At 47.1% G+C, this 16,490-nt stretch carries 14 protein-coding genes and 1 pseudogene; 2 read left to right on the top strand and 13 right to left on the bottom strand.

What is annotated here, in order from left to right; translation table 11 throughout:
• Positions 1-4: 4 nt before the first annotated feature.
• From rsmE to metK, 4 genes are all read right to left on the bottom strand, one after another.
• Positions 5-739: a 16S rRNA (uracil(1498)-N(3))-methyltransferase gene (rsmE, locus tag FJU30_RS17420; protein ID WP_150436250.1), complete on the bottom strand. Its 735-nt coding sequence runs from the start codon at positions 737-739 to the stop codon at positions 5-7.
• Between the two features lie 99 nt (positions 740-838).
• Complete coding sequence (gene endA, locus FJU30_RS17415; RefSeq protein WP_150436249.1) at positions 839-1,537, bottom strand: deoxyribonuclease I; 699 nt, start codon at positions 1,535-1,537, stop codon at positions 839-841.
• A gap of 96 nt (positions 1,538-1,633) precedes the next feature.
• Positions 1,634-2,146 (bottom strand): SprT family zinc-dependent metalloprotease, encoded by a 513-nt coding sequence (locus tag FJU30_RS17410; RefSeq protein ID WP_150436289.1) that lies wholly within the window; start codon positions 2,144-2,146, stop codon positions 1,634-1,636.
• A 118-nt stretch (positions 2,147-2,264) separates the two neighbouring features.
• Positions 2,265-3,419 (bottom strand): methionine adenosyltransferase, encoded by a 1,155-nt coding sequence (gene metK, locus FJU30_RS17405; protein ID WP_150436248.1) that lies wholly within the window; start codon positions 3,417-3,419, stop codon positions 2,265-2,267.
• A gap of 740 nt (positions 3,420-4,159) precedes the next feature.
• On the opposite strand from metK, the gene speA reads away from it, so the two are divergent.
• The gene (gene speA / locus FJU30_RS17400; RefSeq protein WP_150436247.1) at positions 4,160-6,136 is read left to right on the top strand and encodes a biosynthetic arginine decarboxylase; all 1,977 of its coding nucleotides are present in this window, start codon (positions 4,160-4,162) and stop codon (positions 6,134-6,136) included.
• Between the two features lie 180 nt (positions 6,137-6,316).
• Here the strand turns inward: speA and FJU30_RS17395 are convergent, their stop codons facing one another.
• Positions 6,317-6,919 (bottom strand): helix-turn-helix transcriptional regulator, encoded by a 603-nt coding sequence (locus FJU30_RS17395; protein WP_223881623.1) that lies wholly within the window; start codon positions 6,917-6,919, stop codon positions 6,317-6,319.
• A 1,502-nt stretch (positions 6,920-8,421) separates the two neighbouring features.
• Entirely contained in the window at positions 8,422-8,649 is a 228-nt protein-coding gene (locus FJU30_RS17390) for an Imm74 family immunity protein (RefSeq protein ID WP_150436245.1), read from the bottom strand.
• 560 nt (positions 8,650-9,209) lie between these two features.
• Between FJU30_RS17390 and kptA the strand changes: the two genes are divergently transcribed.
• Positions 9,210-9,749, top strand: coding sequence for an RNA 2'-phosphotransferase (gene kptA, locus FJU30_RS17385; protein ID WP_150436244.1), 540 nt, complete (start codon positions 9,210-9,212; stop codon positions 9,747-9,749).
• A 514-nt stretch (positions 9,750-10,263) separates the two neighbouring features.
• On the opposite strand, the gene FJU30_RS17380 is transcribed toward kptA, so the two are convergent.
• The 7 genes and pseudogenes from FJU30_RS17380 to FJU30_RS17350 all read right to left on the bottom strand — a co-directional run bounded on the left by FJU30_RS17380 (position 10,264) and on the right by FJU30_RS17350 (position 16,461).
• A complete protein-coding gene (locus FJU30_RS17380; RefSeq protein WP_150436243.1) occupies positions 10,264-10,557 on the bottom strand; it encodes a hypothetical protein in 294 nt (97 codons plus the stop codon).
• A gap of 882 nt (positions 10,558-11,439) precedes the next feature.
• Positions 11,440-12,030 carry a hypothetical protein gene (locus FJU30_RS17375; protein ID WP_150436242.1) on the bottom strand — a complete coding sequence of 197 codons (591 nt, stop codon included), beginning with the start codon at positions 12,028-12,030 and terminating at the stop codon, positions 11,440-11,442.
• A 101-nt stretch (positions 12,031-12,131) separates the two neighbouring features.
• Complete coding sequence (locus FJU30_RS17370) at positions 12,132-12,440, bottom strand: hypothetical protein (RefSeq protein ID WP_150436241.1); 309 nt, start codon at positions 12,438-12,440, stop codon at positions 12,132-12,134.
• A gap of 85 nt (positions 12,441-12,525) precedes the next feature.
• Positions 12,526-13,041 carry a hypothetical protein gene (locus tag FJU30_RS17365; protein WP_150436240.1) on the bottom strand — a complete coding sequence of 172 codons (516 nt, stop codon included), beginning with the start codon at positions 13,039-13,041 and terminating at the stop codon, positions 12,526-12,528.
• A gap of 28 nt (positions 13,042-13,069) precedes the next feature.
• Positions 13,070-13,766 (bottom strand): annotated as a pseudogene (locus FJU30_RS17360) (IS1 family transposase).
• 349 nt (positions 13,767-14,115) lie between these two features.
• Complete coding sequence (locus tag FJU30_RS17355; protein ID WP_150436239.1) at positions 14,116-14,355, bottom strand: hypothetical protein; 240 nt, start codon at positions 14,353-14,355, stop codon at positions 14,116-14,118.
• Positions 14,356-14,520: 165 nt separating this feature from the next.
• On the bottom strand, positions 14,521-16,461 hold the full coding sequence (locus tag FJU30_RS17350) for a type VI secretion system Vgr family protein (protein ID WP_150436238.1): 1,941 nt from the start codon (positions 16,459-16,461) through the stop codon (positions 14,521-14,523).
• Positions 16,462-16,490 lie beyond the last annotated feature (29 nt).

Raw genomic sequence — 16,490 nt, 5'->3', positions numbered from 1 at the left:
TCCTTTATCCCAGATCGCCAAAACGAACCTGCAATGCAGCGATCGCGGTCAGCGCTGTGGTTTCTGTACGCAGAACTCGTGGTCCCAGCAGAATATCGGTAAAACCGTAGTCTGCGGTCATGGCTATTTCCCCGGCGGACAAGCCGCCTTCCGGCCCAATCAACAAACGCACTTTTTCCACCGGCACGGGCAGGGTATTGATACTTTGCGCTGCACGCGGGTGCAGATTAAGTTTTAGGGCGTTGTCCTGTTCGGCACACCAGTCGGCCAGCGTTATGGCCGGACGAATCTGCGCCAGACGGTTGCGTCCGCACTGTTCGCAGGCCGCGATTGCAATTTTGCGCCACTGCTGAATTTTTTTCTCCAGCCGTTCGCCATCCAGCTTAACGCCGCAGCGTTCAGAAAACAGCGGCGTAATGATATTAACGCCCAGCTCAATCGATTTCTGAATAGTAAATTCCATTTTTTCACCGCGTGACATGACCTGTCCCAGATGCAGGTCGAGCGGCGATTCCCGATCGCACTCTGCGCTGTCGGTAATTTTAACACGGACCTGCTTTTTACTGCTCAGTACGATTTCAGCACTAAAAATCTGATTGCTGCCGTCGAACAGTTCCAGCGCCTGCCCGGCTTCCATCCGCAATACGCGCCCGACATGGCCCGCCGCTTCTTCGCTCAGATCGAGTTCAGCGCCGACGAGCGGCAGTTTTTCCGGATGATAAATGCGTGGTATTCGCATGCGGGTACTCTTGCTTTAGGTTGAATCAACTAAGGAGACAAACCACCCGGCGCGGACGCGGATGGTTTTATGGATGAATGACTATAGTAGGTAGACCGACTATTGCTGGCAAGCCTGTTGAACATACGGGTTGTGATTACCCTGTACGCGGGCGATGCGCTCATCCCGCGTGCATTCCCACTGGCTTACCGGGTACTGCTTATTCCAGACTTCAAACAGCCGCGTTTGCTGGCTGGACAAGCGCAGACTATAGCGGTCGCGCATATAGAAATAGGTGCGGGCGATAACGCCGCGGGCGCGCTCCGGCGGCTCGGCCAGCTTATTTTTAAAATCGATTTTCATTGAACACTGTCCGTACTGCCCTTCGCCGCCTCGCCACTGACTGTACATGAAGTTACCGCGATCGCCATTGACCTCGCCGACGGCGGGCTGCAGGTTGTGCAAGTCGTTTTCCATTTCGCGGTAGACGGCGTCTTTAGCGCAGTTTTTCCGGCCGCCGTCCTGCCAGCACAGGCGTTGATGGCCAAACTGCCAGGCGGGAACCACATGCTCCCATTCGATGCGGCTGGCGCGCGGCGCGCTTTTCCTGACCTGGTAACCGCAACTGTTCAGATCGGGCGTGCCCTTCTTGCCCTGCCATTCTATTTTACAACCACAGTAGAAGGTGCCCGGCGCGTCCTGATTGATTTTTACCGCTTCAGCTTTGGCCTGAGTAAAGTTATTGATGCCCTGACCTGCGGCAACCAGAGGAAGGATGAGTCCAGGCACACTCATTACCCATAAAATTTTGCGTAGCATATTCCAAAACAACCAGCTGAGAATGAAAGCAGGCAGAGTACCGGATGAAATACGGCGAGGCAAACAGTGGGCCGGCTTATGGGTAAAATTTGTCCTTTAGCTGGAGTGGGGAGGCTCCGGGCGTAACACTTCGCCGCAGCGCCGGCAGCGGTATTCCGTTTCGCCGCGCAGCACCCGGTTATGACGCCGTATGCTCAACTGATGTTGCTGGCACTGGCAACGATAGAAAAAGGTTTTGCCCTGTACCGACGCAAGGGCAAAGTTATGCGTGCGGCGCGCCGGCACCGCCAGCACCTGTTCCATCATCCAGCGCCACTCTTTGCCGTGCGGGGCAACCCGGCCGAAGCGGGCGTAGACCAGCAGATGGGCCAGCTCATGCGGGATAACCTCATCGATAAAATGTTGCTGATTTTCGCGCAACAAAACCGCATTAAGGCGAATCTCCCAGTTTTGCAGCCATGCGCTGCCCGCCGTGGCGCCGCGCTGTTGATAATTAACCACGGGTTCCGGGTAGCGGGCATCAAGCCGGTGATTGGCCTGCTGCAGCGCGACGCGCAGGGTGCGCATAACGGCCTGATGCAGAGCGATGGGGATGCGGGGCGTATTCATGGCTGGCAGGATAAAACGCGGCCAGGAGCGATGCAACCGGATTTAGCCTGCGTCTCTCAGGATCATGAGATAAAAAAACGGTGAACCGTATGTTCACCGTTTCATAACGCAAGCCGGATTATTTCAGGCCGGCGGCTTCACGCAGCTGCGCCGCTTTGTCGGTTTTTTCCCACGGGAAGTGTTCACGACCAAAGTGACCGTAGGCAGCGGTTTCGCGATAGATCGGGTGCAGCAGATCCAGCATCTGAATCAGACCGTACGGACGCAGATCGAAGAATTCGCGCACCAGCTGAGACAGCAGCTCGGTTGCCACTTTTTCCGTACCGAATGTTTCGATCGCGATCGAGGTTGGGTCGGCTATGCCAATCGCATAGGAAACCTGAATTTCGCAGCGGTCGGCCAGGCCGGCGGCCACGATATTTTTCGCCACGTAGCGAGCCGCATAGGCTGCGGAACGGTCAACCTTGGACGGATCCTTACCGGAGAAAGCGCCGCCGCCGTGACGAGCCGCGCCGCCGTAGGTATCAACAATAATTTTACGACCGGTCAGACCGCAGTCGCCCATCGGGCCGCCGATAACAAAACGGCCGGTCGGGTTAATGAAGTATTTGGTGCTGGCGGACAGCCATTCAGCGGGCAGAATCGGCTTGATGATTTCTTCCATCACCGCTTCGTGCAGCTCTTTCTGTTCGATGCTTTCGGCGTGCTGAGTGGAAAGAACAACGGCGTCGATGCCTACAATTTTCCCGCCATCGTACAGGAATGTCACCTGACTTTTGGCGTCAGGACGCAGCCAGGGCAGCGTGCCGTTCTTACGCACTTCTGACTGACGCTGCACCAGACGGTGCGCATAAGTTACGGGCGCCGGCATCAGCACGTCCGTTTCGTTGGTGGCATAACCGAACATCAGACCCTGGTCGCCCGCGCCCTGCTCCAGCGGGTCAATACGGTCAACGCCCTGGTTAATATCGGGAGACTGTTTGCCTATCGCGCTCAGGACGGCGCAGGAATTGGCATCAAAGCCCATATCGGAATGAACATAGCCGATTTCACGGACGGTACGGCGGGTGATTTCTTCGATATCAACCCAGGCGCTGGTGGTAACTTCACCGCCAACTAAGACCATACCGGTTTTTACGTAAGTCTCGCAGGCCACACGAGCTTTTGGATCCTGTTCCAGGATGGCGTCTAAAACGGCATCCGAAATCTGATCGGCAATCTTATCGGGATGTCCCTCTGATACAGACTCGGACGTAAAGAGGTGTTTAGCCATTAGTTTTTTACCTTCAAAAACGAAGCTGTTAAGCGGTTAATCAGTATAGATGGATTAACATCTGGATGGCTATTCTAGGACACGTTTCAGCATCAATGCCAGCGCTTTTTCGACCGAAGCCAATGCAACGTCAGGATAACTCGTGGTAATTGTTTGTTTTTACTCTATGCGAATGATAATGAGATATTTTCATTTTGCATTTTTATTGCCGTATCTGTATAACCGCCCGGCTGTTTTTATTGGCCGCAATGTGTCATATCATGGCGGGTCGCATGTGGTATGTTAGCAGTTCCATTGATAGCCAGATCGCCTGGCCGCGGCGGGCGTGGAGGAGCGAAGATTTAATGATCCGTTGTTTAGCGAGCCAGCTACGTTCACAATACTTTCTTGTCGGCACGATATTGTCATGGTCAGCCGATCCTTTCTCCGGTTCTTTTCGATCCCAGAATCAACCATATTTACGTGCTTCACAGGATTCACGAGCCGGTTAAGCCGTCTTTTAATCGTTCTGTTTCCGGGCGAACCGGCCGTCATTATGCGGCGTTTCGCGCTAGTTTTCATGACCCGTTGCACGGAGTCCGACAACGTGTTTTACACTTATAGCAGTAGTAAATCGCCGGCATATTGTGTCGGACGGTTTTTTTCACCATCAGCACCGGCGGTTATCGACAGGTTTACCTGCGGGCAACGCGCGGTAAAGAGAGATAGCGGGCGGCAGAGCCAAAATCAGGGGAGACGTGATGTCTGACGATACGATTCGCCGTGGAGCATCGGCGACGGCTAAAGCGAATAATTTGCGCTCCATGCAGGAGGTTGCCATGAACGATCTGAATGCCAGTGAGATGCTGCGTACATACAACATTGCCTGGTGGGGCAATAACTATTATGACGTCAATGAACTGGGGCATATTAGCGTTTGCCCCGATCCTGATGTTCCTGATGCGACGGTCGATCTGGCCACGCTGGTGAAAGAACGCCAGCAGCAGGGGCAGCGATTGCCCGCGCTGTTTTGTTTCCCGCAAATTTTGCAGCATCGTCTGCGCTCCATTAACGGCGCATTTCGGCGGGCGCGCGAATCGTTCGGCTATGAAGGCGGCTATTTTCTCGTTTATCCGATAAAAGTTAACCAGCATCGGCGGGTCATTGAGTCACTGGTCAACTCGGGAGAGCCGCTGGGGCTGGAAGCCGGTTCGAAGGCGGAGCTAATGGCGGTGCTGGCCCATGCCGGCATGACGCGCACGGTCATCGTGTGCAACGGCTATAAAGACCGAGAATATATCCGTCTGGCGCTGATCGGTGAAAAGCTGGGGCACAAGGTGTACCTGGTGATTGAGAAAATGTCGGAAATTAAGCTGGTGCTGGAAGAGGCCAACCGACTGAATGTTGTGCCCCGTCTGGGCGTGCGTGCGCGTCTGGCCTCGCAGGGATCCGGCAAATGGCAGTCCAGCGGCGGCGAAAAATCTAAATTTGGTCTGGCGGCGGTGCAGGTCTTGCAGCTGGTCGAATTGTTGCGCAAGGCCGGTCAACTGGAAAGCCTGCAACTGCTGCATTTCCACCTTGGCTCTCAGCTGGCCAATATCCGCGATATTGCGACCGGGGTGCGCGAGTCCGCCCGTTTTTACGTTGAGCTGCATAAGCTGGGCGTTAATATCCAGTGCTTCGATGTGGGCGGCGGTCTCGGGGTCGACTATGAAGGGACGCGCTCGCAGTCCGATTGTTCGGTGAACTATGGCCTGAACGAATACGCCAACAACGTGATCTGGGGTATCGGCGACGCCTGTAACGAGTATGGTCTGCCGCATCCGACGGTGATCACGGAGTCCGGCCGCGCGGTAACGGCGCATCATACTGTGTTGGTCTCCAATATCATCGGGGTGGAGCGCAACGAATTCAGCGAGCCGCACGCGCCGGAAGAGGATGCGCCGCGCGCGCTGGAAAGTATGTGGGCAACCTGGCAGGAAATGCAGGAGCCTCGTAACCGGCGTTCGCTGCGGGAATGGCTGCATGACAGTCAGATGGATTTACACGATGTGCACACGCAATATACGCACGGCATGCTGGATCTGACTCAGCGCGCGTGGGCAGAGCAGCTGTATCTGAGCATCTGTCAGCAGATTCAGCAGCAGCTGGATCCCAGTAACCGCGCGCATCGACCGATTATTGATGAACTGCAGGAACGGATGGCCGACAAGCTGTACGTTAACTTCTCGCTGTTTCAGTCGGTGCCTGACGCATGGGGGATCGACCAACTCTTTCCGGTGATGCCGCTGGAAGGGCTGGATAAGCCGCCTGAGCGTCGCGCCGTTCTGCTGGATATTACCTGCGACTCGGACGGCACCATCGACCACTATATTGACGGCGACGGTATTGCCACCACGATGCCGATGCCTCCTTACGATGCGGATAATCCGCCGCTGTTAGGGTTCTTTATGGTGGGCGCCTATCAGGAAATTCTCGGCAATATGCACAACCTGTTCGGCGATACCGCGACGGTGGATGTGTTTGTCTTCCAGGACGGTTCGATTGAACTGGAAGAGTCGGACGAGGGCAACACGGTGGCCGACATGCTGGAATACGTACAGCTTGATCCTGAAGTTTTGCTTACTCGTTTCCGCGATCAGGTGAAAGAAACCGATCTGGACAGCGAGCTTCAGGCTCAGTTCCTTGAGGAGTTCGAAGCCGGGTTATATGGATACACCTACCTGGAAGATGAATAAGCGTTAATCAACGTGCTGGCAAAGGGAATGTCGTCGGGCATTCCCTTTAGCGTCCGGGCATATCGCCTGTTTTCTTCGTTTGTCGTCCGCTTTGGGCGGGAACCCGGCGCTAACTGTGCGTGATAACGACGTCCCCGCTTCGTGAGCAAGGGGCATCGGCAAGCTAAAATAGCCGGATAATCAGCGGATAAGATCTTGCTGGCAGATTGGATAATGTGGCGATGAATATTCTTTTTTAGGGTTAAAAATAAGCCGGGAGATCATCAGCAGCGATCCCTTATCGCGTACGCCATATTTATTCAGCAATCGGGATTTACTGTTAAGCACCGATTTGCGTTTTATTCCGGTTAATTCAGTAATTTTTTCCGAACTGTAACCCATGCTCCAGTAGCGAAAAACCGTATATTCGGCTTCTGATAGCTTAACCGGATGCGTGGCGCCCCGTCCGTTCGGCTGGGCAAAGCACAATATACGGGAAAAATAGTCTACCGGCATTGCCCGTGAGACAACGATGGTTTTTTCATCAATGAAAACCGGAAGATGATTTACATTATTTATAATGATAAATACGGATGCTACGTCACAAAAATTCATTTTTATAAAGTGATAATAGTCACTGAAATTGCTATCGCAACTATCAATAATAAATATACATTTCCTTTTCCCCTGCTGTTGAATATTAACTCTGCTGGTCGAACGAACATAAAGTGTCGGTATCTCTGAGAAAACACTCCTTAAACCCAGCACAGTAAAGTTGCATTTACTGAGTATTCTGACGTCCATGATAAAACATCCAATGATTTTTCGATCAATGATGATTAATTCAAAAATGCATAACGTAAGAATATTTGTCAATCTTTGCTGGCCTATTGGCATTTCCGCAGATATTGATTTAGAAACATTTAGAAATATTTGTTAAAATTTGGATTTAAAATGAAAAGAAAGCATCACTGAAAATCTATGGCACAGGTATATGAATTTACTAACAAAATCCATGTGTACGAAAATTGCTCAATTGGCGATGTCGGGGAAAAATCCTATTTTTTCCAAAAATGACTTTTAAATTCATAGCATTACCCTATCGATATCGAACGTATTGAATGGAAAAATCATCAATAAAATCGATTAAAAATGATCTATTGATCTGTTTTTTCTATTGATATAGATTGATATCGCTGAGCCTGATGACGCCAAACGGCAGGACGCATTCGCTAATGGCGTGCTCTGCGCTGCAGCGGAGGGCTGTTGCGAGCCATAGAAAAGTTGTGTCGTCAGGTCAAACTGTAACAGGTAGCCAGGCCCTGCCGGGCGTATCCTGTACTGATATAGCCATTTCTATCGCACCGGAAATCATAACGCTGGGAAAGATATTATGGAGTGGTTTGTACTGATAGCTGTATTAGTGCTCTTTATCATTTCGATTATTTCTATCACGCTACACTACAGGAGGATAAAAAATAGTTCTTTATATTCAAGAAGGAAAAATAAGAAAAAAGGATGAGCTCTGCATGGAGTGAATCTAAAATATAAGATTTTTCCCGATTATTAACCGGGAAACGAAAAGATGGCTAAATGATTAATTCGATAATGTCGAATATGTTAGGCCGTAAATGTTCCTGTATTGCATTGCCGATGAGTCATCTACAGGTCGCCGGACAATCCTTCGGGTAGCCAGAGCCTCTCGTTTTTTCTGCCGTCTATTTGACTACCAGCCTGACGTAATGTCTGTATATATTGTCGTAGTAAAAATGCCCGGCCCTGGCCGGGCATTCAGGTTGCTGAAAATTATCGCTTCCGGAGTATTCGTCATGCTGGCGATGAGCGCTTTCCATAGTATTTTATTTATATACGTTACATAATTCGAATTGCAGAAAGACGGCAGGCAAGCGACAAATTCGTCGGGAGCGAAGCTGACCGGCCAGCGGCTGGCTTCGGTGAGAAACAGGATATCTTGCATTAATCGAGATGAGCGCCTATTTCAGGCAGGCGATTCTGGTTAACGAACGCGGGTCAGTGCATCTGCAGCCTGAAATATGACGAGTATTTACTTAGCTATTCAGGTTGCAGGCCAAACGTTATCGTTTATAACAATGTAAAACGTTGCCGGAAAAGCGGGTTTTAGGGATGAAGGTCATTGAGGTCAGATGCGCTTATTAAGGGATGTATCAGAGAGGCGAATTGCCGGCAGAGGATTTGAACGCGGCATACGGCGGCGACTGAAGGGATGGGGTGGATAATTGCACCTTGCTAAGGTATCTGCAACCTGGCGTATGAAGGGTGAAAAATCATTCAAATTTAATCTCCATAGATGTCCCTTTTGTTTTTTTTATGGCTTTATCTCTGTATTCTTTTTTAATTTCTTCTGTTAATTCTTCTTTTTCATGAGGGGGCTCAAAAAATTTCATAGACTCCAGAATGGCTATAAATCCACCGGATAACATTTCACCGGTTGCTTTGATTTTTCTGCCGCCATCATCCAGTATAATATACGAACTGGTTCCCGTTATCTTCATATTAACTCCTTATCGAATGCTATTTTACAGATTGTACTACAGAATAAATAGTTTCGCATAATAGCGCTACGCTTGCCTTTGCAGATTGCAGTAACAACGATATAATGATTAAATTCTGTTTTAACTGATTGTTTTAATTTATTTAATTCGTTACTTGTTGTCGCGTGCTAAAAATTGAAGCATCCATGCGCGAAGCTATTTATAATGATGTGATTTTTATACCGTTACTTTTTACTGATTCGGGCAACATAATATTTCTCTAAATCCGTGCGTCATTGGCGGTGCGCGGAGTTATGCTGTCGGGACGTCCGGTTATCATCGGGTCTTTAGCGCCGGCATACGAACTTTTATCATGCTTATCTGCAGCACTCAACAATAATATATTGACAGACCCAATTCTGCTTGCCGTTATCATTTATTATGGTTTTTAGAGTACCTCTGGACCTTGTCTTTTGATAAAATCAGCAAAAAGTTTGCACTGGATAGCATCTGCGAATTCTGGGGCAAAAAAAACTCCAGCATTTTTGGGGTACAGGTAAGAACAGAACAGCATAAATAAAATGAATAACATTGAGGTAAGTAAGTTTCTTAGCTATGTTTTACGCCATCAGCCTGAAGCTATTGGCCTTTTGTTAGACAGTGAAGGATGGGCCGATATCTCTAAATTAATTACATGCGCAGCCCAAAAAGGGAAAAAGTTAGATTTAACTATCATTAGGGACGTTGTTAATACCAGCGATAAAAAACGATTTTCTATTTCTGATGATGGATTGAGAATTCGGGCCGTTCAGGGGCACTCATCACGGCAAGTCGATATTGCTTATAGTGAAAAAATCCCGCCGTTTTATTTATATCACGGTACTGCAACGCGTTTTGTTACATCTATCCGGGAAAGCGGTTTGATTGCAGGTTCTCGCCAGTATGTGCATTTTTCCGCTGATAAAGTTACTGCGCTGGCAGTTGGGCAACGCCATGGGAAACCCGCTATACTCAGGATCAATGCTATGTCTATGTATGAAGATGGTTTGAAATTTTTTCAGGCTGAAAATGGCGTCTGGTTAACGTCAGTGGTGCCGGTCAGGTTTATTATTTTTGATTGAGCCTGTTTTATTCATTAAGTGGTTATTTGTATCAGCTTGATCTATGCTGCAATTTTAGTGCACTCGGCTAAATATCTTCGCACATTAATGCTTCTCTCTTGACCGTACTACAACGCGCAACTGATGATAAAATAATAAAAACGGTTAATTACACTTTAAGCATGATGTCAGTTTTCACTGAAACCAGCAGAGACAAACGTCTCGCTATTATAGCGAAGCTATTTAGTGAAACCAGAGAAATAGATTAAAAAATAACGTTGTGACAAACGATAGGTTAAGCCAGTGGCTATGCTTGTTATATGCTGATTTGGCGGAACCTGGTTATAACAATAGTGATCTGATCTTTTTCATGGGTTTTACATAACAAGATAACAGGTATTGTTCAGATGTTTTTCTCGTGTGGATGAATGTTGTCTGAAATTTCCTGGCGACTTAATCATTTTTTATCATTCGCGTTTTTTACAGGCATGAAAAGTAACTTAATATTTATATTTAAAATATTATTGTGGTTTGTTTATTTTTTAGGAAACGACATCGCGACCTTATACTTGTTACAGATGAATCCTTCTTCCGCCGGGTCATATGGCGTTTTGGAGACAGACCAGTACTTTAACAAAGGTTCTGCTTGTTCAATTTGTTTGCGCAGTTCTGTTGACATTTTTCGTGATAAATAAATAACCTGATTAACATCAGACCAGCCATCTGATATTTCTCTTATGGAATTTCCCGCGGAGAGGGATAATTTTACTGCGTGTTTTATATGAGGGGATTTTATCTTATACTGCCACGATTTTTTATTTTCGACCATAACCACCTGATGTTATTGTCTGTGAGCTAGAGCATTAGTCTAATTGATATGTGCTATTTACCTGCGTTTTTCTATAGGATATTTGTTTATATTACTGGTAACGGCGGCCACTTTGAGAAACTTTGCTATCATGAACGGTTCACAATAAGCAGGAATGGCGTTTTTTGCTGCTGTTAATTCAATGAATAAACTTAATGTTTGGGCTATTTTGTGCCTGAATTGCTATATGAAAAAATATTCGCTCATATTTCAAATAAACGTTCAACGTTACCTTTAAACTCATTCATTATCTACAGACCAATCGTCAGTATCCACGGTGGTTTTCTATTTTTTTATCCGCTATGGTTATTTAAAATAGGATCATTGTTACATGGTTAAATGTATATTGGCTTTAATTACTCTCCACCCGGTGTTGTGGGCATTCGATGATGGCATTTCCCGGCTAATTTTAAAACCTGTTCAACATAATCAAGGCTGGTAGTACGGATCATGCATCGTTACTGGTTGTATCAGCACAGAATATCAGGCTGTGTCCCGCAATTCATTTTCGCTGGCTGACGATGAGAAAAAGGTATTAATTTTGTTTGTTTTTTGATTTGTTTTTGGCCGGTTTTACTGCGTCCCCTGTCAGGGGGGAGATTTTAAATAGCTTCGCGCATTGATGTTTCACTTTTGACCATGCCACAGCGCGTAACTGATGATAAGAACATTTAAATAATCATTAAAAACAGTTGATTGTGATTTAATCATAATATCGTTGTCACTCAACCTACAGGGCAAGTGTAGCGCTATTATGCGAAGCTATTTACATCGGTCAGATAATTGAGGGAAACAGCCTGAGTTATAAAAATACATGCTGCAGACCTTGTCTTTTTTTCGGACTTACGAAGTGATGTTAACGTTTTTTATTTCCCGGTTTGCAAATTCATCTGGACTTTTTCTGATGGCGTCGGCCAGAGCTTCTATATAACTAATATTGTCTTTGTTTTTTACATCATGTTCATTAAGCTTATATTTTTTACTGATGTCAAAGTGAGTATTAGGGTAGTAATTGGGGAATAATACCGAGATCATATAAAATGAATCAGATTTCAGTAGTAATAAGTTTCCTCTGCGGGAATATATTATCTTTGCTTCTATCGTGGGGGGGATGGATTCAGCGTTGTTATCATTAGCATGATAGATATTATCGGGGTCATCATACTTTGGTTTTTGATTTTTAATGTGAAAGGTATTACTAATAGTCCTGGGGACGATTCGGTGTTTGTAATCCTCTGGCGTTTTCCTTATTAATTCGACCAGTGAATACAGGCTGCCGCACGTAGGATATTTTATTCTATCTTCGGGCTGTAGCCAAAAATAGTCATTCGTGTCAATATAAGAGTGAAAGAAAACGATGGATATAATAAATTTATCTTCTAACGAATAAAGACTGTAGTATAGCTTGCTAATGTATAATAACTTCGCATTCATCAAGAAATTCTTTGTGATTACTCTAATATCATATCAATGTGTTAATTAAAGAATGCTGATAAAACGATGGATTTATTTTCAATCGGGTGAACGTGTGTAGGCTAAAAATCTGGTGTGGGTACTTCCCGGATTTTATAAATGCTATAATTATTTCTAATTTTATCAGCAAAAGAGGCCATGTCTTCATAATTAGAGTACATTATCACATCATCGTTGATTAATTTAAAACACCTGGTCTCATCCCGGTGACCGCCAGGCCAAATCATAGCGATATATTTTTGATTTTTATTTTCCAGAATAAAATAATCTCCCTTTTTTTTGTATAATATATTAAATTTAATCATAAATCCCCTTGCCTTTAAGTCATAATCCTTGCAATTAGTTCCTCTGTTCATATCTTTAGTAGACATAACAGCATCCCAATCAATCTTGTCGGTAAAAGAAAATTTGATGATAATACGAAGACGCTCTGGCATATAATGAGGATTATTTCCGTTATTCGTTGGAAATAATTACTTTATTCAGACAGTTCTGTCCTTTTTCAGTAAAGCTGAATGTGATTTTTTGTCCCTTTTTATTCGCGGGCGTAGTATGGCTTGTCATCTCATCTTCTGAGCGCCCTCTGGGATAGTCGGTTAAGGTTAATTCACCGTATCTTTTCCTGATGTCATTAAGAGCGAGACAATGGCCTGAGTATGAGAAAGAGAGGAACGGCGCCATTCCATCGGATACTTTGCTCAGTCGAAGGTCGATATCCATAATTTTGGATGAATCAGAAAGGGTAACATCCTTGCCTTTGTAAAAATTTACATACTCATTTTCTGATACCTGTGTGACGGGGAGCGGAAGTGAATCAATAGATTGCGTGGTGACATTTTCAATAGCGGTACTTGTTTTCTCTATGAATGACCAGATGTCTGTGCTATTCATTTTTGCTACTGCTATTCCTGAGTTGAATAATGCGCTGACGGCAACTACATATACTTTACTTTTTCGGATAATTTTTGTCATACCATCCGCCATAGGGTGATGCATCCAATTAGTAGAATATGTATTTTTCGATGAGGGCTCCGATGACTTTTTCATGAAGCTCAATAGAGTGTGAGAAGCAGATGGTTTTGCGGGCCAGTCGTTTGATTCGCGTTCTCAGCGTCAGGTTGTTGCGCTCAATGCGCTGAGTAAAAATCTTGCCGGTCAGATGCTTTTCCTTCGGTACCTCTCTGGCATAACTCCCCCAGTCTCCGTCGTGATACAACCAACGTTAAACGGTGATAATAACTCGTGGAGTTTGCGGCAGGTAGCCTCTGTTCTCGGCCCAAAAATATGGGCAACAACTTGTTTTCTCCTGGTGTCAAAGCCATACCATAGCCAGTGTCTGTTGGCTTTGCTGCCAACATAAGACCACTGTTCGTCAACTTCACAAATCAGTGCAATATTTTCATACACAACGGCTTTGCCGCTCACTTGCTTCGGCGTGAGCTTTTTAACGTCCGAATGACCGTATTGATGCCAACTTTCAGTGTCCGAACTGTGTCTCTGACATCGGAACCGTTCATCGTCATATTGACCATCTTTTCTTTAGTTCCGGGCTTATGGACTTCGTAAGTATACTCAAGCTGAAAGCGTTTACGACATTCAAGGCAACGAAAACGCGGATATCCGGCATGCCTGGTGCCATGTTTGCGTACCGGGCGCGTTTAACCACAAAACCGACAAGAAACAGAAATCCTGGCTATAACAGGAGATCCAGATAAAAAGCGTATTTTACACAAATCTCCAGCCTCAAGGCATCAGCAGGTATTACATTGATCTAATTAAAGATAGTCATTATCTTTCACTGAGGTTGGGGGATGAATAAAACTCAGATCAATGAAATCGAAATAAGTTCTCTATTTCAATAAGTAAAGTGGGATCCCGCCCCGGTGCGGCAATGGACTCGGCTTACTTGTATAAGGACAAGATCATTAATGTTTAAAAAATATTCACGCTCTTGCCCTGGGATCCCACCCGGTCTAACGAATCGCTTTTATCAACGCCTGATTGCGACAATCGAGTAATTGGCTCTTCATGCGCTTGAATCATTCCCTATTCCTCGACGACTTCCGCGTAAGGAATTTCTTGATATTTTTGATTAGGATATGAATCCCTAATCTCTTTTGCTATTTTTTTTAAATCATTAAGAGTTATATCATTTTTTTCTTTAAGATTATTGATTTTAAAAAAACGTTCAATATCTGTTTTATATATGCCTTCACTTGAAACCACTTTAATAATATAATCATTATCTTGAGATCGATAAAAAATAAAATCCCAGGGGTTTACCATTAATCTTTTTACAAAAATTATAGCGTTTCTCCAGTTAATATATTGGTTGCGGTATAATCAATTCCTTTTACTATGCCCCCTGTATGGATTGCCGCTTCGAAATCAGCCTGCGGTAACTTTTCTCCAGGTAAACATTGAGTATTTACTCCCCATTCATTTCCCTGATTATTTCTTCGCGGGTGGGAAGAAACTATCCAGAGCGGACTGAATATTTTCCTGATGCTGTTTTCCCGGTTCGGTGGTGGCCGCATGTCCACCCGACGGGTTTAGATGTAATTCACCCGAAGACGTATTGATTTGTCCGCTTTTATCGACAGTAATATTAAAATTGAGGCCCTTGATATTAATGTCGCCTTCGGCGGTGAGCTCCAGCACGCTGAGCCCACACTCAAGACGGATGGATTTACCGGACCCGATAGTAAAAGTATCGACCGCATTATCAATGCGTTTTTGTCCAGTTATTCTGGTCGAGTCGCCTCTTACTCCGGTTATTTGGTCTTCTGTCACACGTAATTCTTCTTTGGCTCCAACAAAATGGGTGTGATTTTTTTCGATGATGTGAGTTTCATCATTCTCAACATCAATATCCATATTGCGCTCGGCATGCAGCCACACTTGTTCTTCGCCAGTCTTGTCCTCAAAGCGCAAGGTGTTGGCGTTGTCGGGCGTGCCGTCTTTGGAGCGGCTCATAAAGCCCATCTGGGTAGCGGCGGCGGGCAGCGCCCAGGGGGGCATGCTGGCCTCGTTGTACACCCGGCCGGTAATAATGGGGCGGTCGGGGTCGCCGTTGATAAAGTCCACCACCACCTCGTCGCCGACGCGCGGAATTTGCACGCCGCCAAAGCCCTGACCAGCCCAGGCGCTGGAAACGCGTACCCAGCAGGAGCTGGTATCGTCGCCTTTCGCCAGCCTGTCCCAGTGGAACTTCAGCTTGATGCGGCCATATTTATCGGTCCAGATGGATTCGCCTTCGGGCCCGACCACGCGGGCGGTCTGCGGGCCGCTGGTTTTTGGCCACGGGGTGCGCTGGGCCGGACGGAAGGGGACGGCGGCGGGAATGACGGTAAAGTCGATACGGTGTTCGGTTTCATTGCCGGCGCCGCTGACATAGCGGTTCTCACGCAGGAAATAGTGGGCGGCCAGAGTGAGGTATTCGCCGTTGTCGTCGGGGAACGGGGCATTGTACAGGGTAAAGGTGTGGCCGGGCGCGATGCCGAGCGCGGTGGCGGTGGCGCTGATTTGTTCGTGCTCGGTCTGCCAGGCTTCCTGACGGATGCGGGCATAGAATTCGCCGTGTTCGTGTTCGACAAAGCGGCCGGGCCAGTCATAAACGTCAATCTGTCCCGGAGTGGGAGAGACGGGATTTTGACGCGCCTGGAACAGCCAGGCGTTGGGCTTGCGAAAATCGTAGTCATCATGACTGTAGATGCCGGGGGTAACGATATCGTGCACCGCCCACTGGCTGATGCCCTCGCTGCTGGTGGTGCCGCCGGACGGGGTGAGATGATAGGGAATGGTCTCATAGCCGCTGAACGAGGTGTACTGCTGCGGGGCATCGACAAGGATCAGGGTGTGTTTGTCGGCTTCATGGCGGAAGTAGTAGGCGATACCTTCCAGTTCCATCAACCGGCTGATGAAGTCGAAAGAGCTCTCGTTGTACTGCACGCAGTATTCCCAACTGCGATAGGCGTTGGTGAGGTGGTCTTCAACGTTGACGTTATGCTCGTCGAGCAGGGTCTTGATAATCTGCACGGCGGTCTGCTGCTGGAAGATACGGAAGTTGCGGTCACGCTTCATCGGCCAGAGGTCGGGTTCAAGGCGCAACTGGTAAAGGGCGTAGCGTGTGCCGCTGATTTCCTGGCTGCGGACGCTGACGGCGGTGATTTTGCCGTTGATGAGACGCTGTCCGCTGCTGATGAGCAGTCCGGGGAGCGGGATGACGACGGTGAGCGGCTGACCAAGCAGAGAACGGCGGTCGAGGCGAGCGGAGGGACTGAGCAACTCGACGGTCAGGGAGAAAGACTCGGAGAGCGCCTCACGGCCGGAAAGCGACCAGAACATGAGTTCATCGAAAGGCAGAGGGGAGTGTACCGTAATACGATCCATAGCGTTTATCCGACAAATAAGAGAATAAG

The sequence above is a fragment of the Affinibrenneria salicis genome (genome assembly GCF_008710095.1).
The sequence above is the reverse complement of the archived record's forward strand: the minus strand, read 5'-3'. Positions and strand labels throughout refer to the sequence as shown.

Coding starts and splice junctions, on each gene's coding strand:
- rsmE (WP_150436250.1), bottom strand. CDS start 739: ATGCGAATACCACGCATTTATCATCCGGAAAAACTGCCGCTCGTCGGC.
- endA (WP_150436249.1), bottom strand. CDS start 1,537: ATGCTACGCAAAATTTTATGGGTAATGAGTGTGCCTGGACTCATCCTT.
- FJU30_RS17410 (WP_150436289.1), bottom strand. CDS start 2,146: ATGAATACGCCCCGCATCCCCATCGCTCTGCATCAGGCCGTTATGCGC.
- metK (WP_150436248.1), bottom strand. CDS start 3,419: ATGGCTAAACACCTCTTTACGTCCGAGTCTGTATCAGAGGGACATCCC.
- speA (WP_150436247.1), top strand. CDS start 4,160: ATGTCTGACGATACGATTCGCCGTGGAGCATCGGCGACGGCTAAAGCG.
- FJU30_RS17395 (WP_223881623.1), bottom strand. CDS start 6,919: ATGGACGTCAGAATACTCAGTAAATGCAACTTTACTGTGCTGGGTTTA.
- FJU30_RS17390 (WP_150436245.1), bottom strand. CDS start 8,649: ATGAAGATAACGGGAACCAGTTCGTATATTATACTGGATGATGGCGGC.
- kptA (WP_150436244.1), top strand. CDS start 9,210: ATGAATAACATTGAGGTAAGTAAGTTTCTTAGCTATGTTTTACGCCAT.
- FJU30_RS17380 (WP_150436243.1), bottom strand. CDS start 10,557: ATGGTCGAAAATAAAAAATCGTGGCAGTATAAGATAAAATCCCCTCAT.
- FJU30_RS17375 (WP_150436242.1), bottom strand. CDS start 12,030: ATGAATGCGAAGTTATTATACATTAGCAAGCTATACTACAGTCTTTAT.
- FJU30_RS17370 (WP_150436241.1), bottom strand. CDS start 12,440: ATGTCTACTAAAGATATGAACAGAGGAACTAATTGCAAGGATTATGAC.
- FJU30_RS17365 (WP_150436240.1), bottom strand. CDS start 13,041: ATGACAAAAATTATCCGAAAAAGTAAAGTATATGTAGTTGCCGTCAGC.
- FJU30_RS17355 (WP_150436239.1), bottom strand. CDS start 14,355: ATGGTAAACCCCTGGGATTTTATTTTTTATCGATCTCAAGATAATGAT.
- FJU30_RS17350 (WP_150436238.1), bottom strand. CDS start 16,461: ATGGATCGTATTACGGTACACTCCCCTCTGCCTTTCGATGAACTCATG.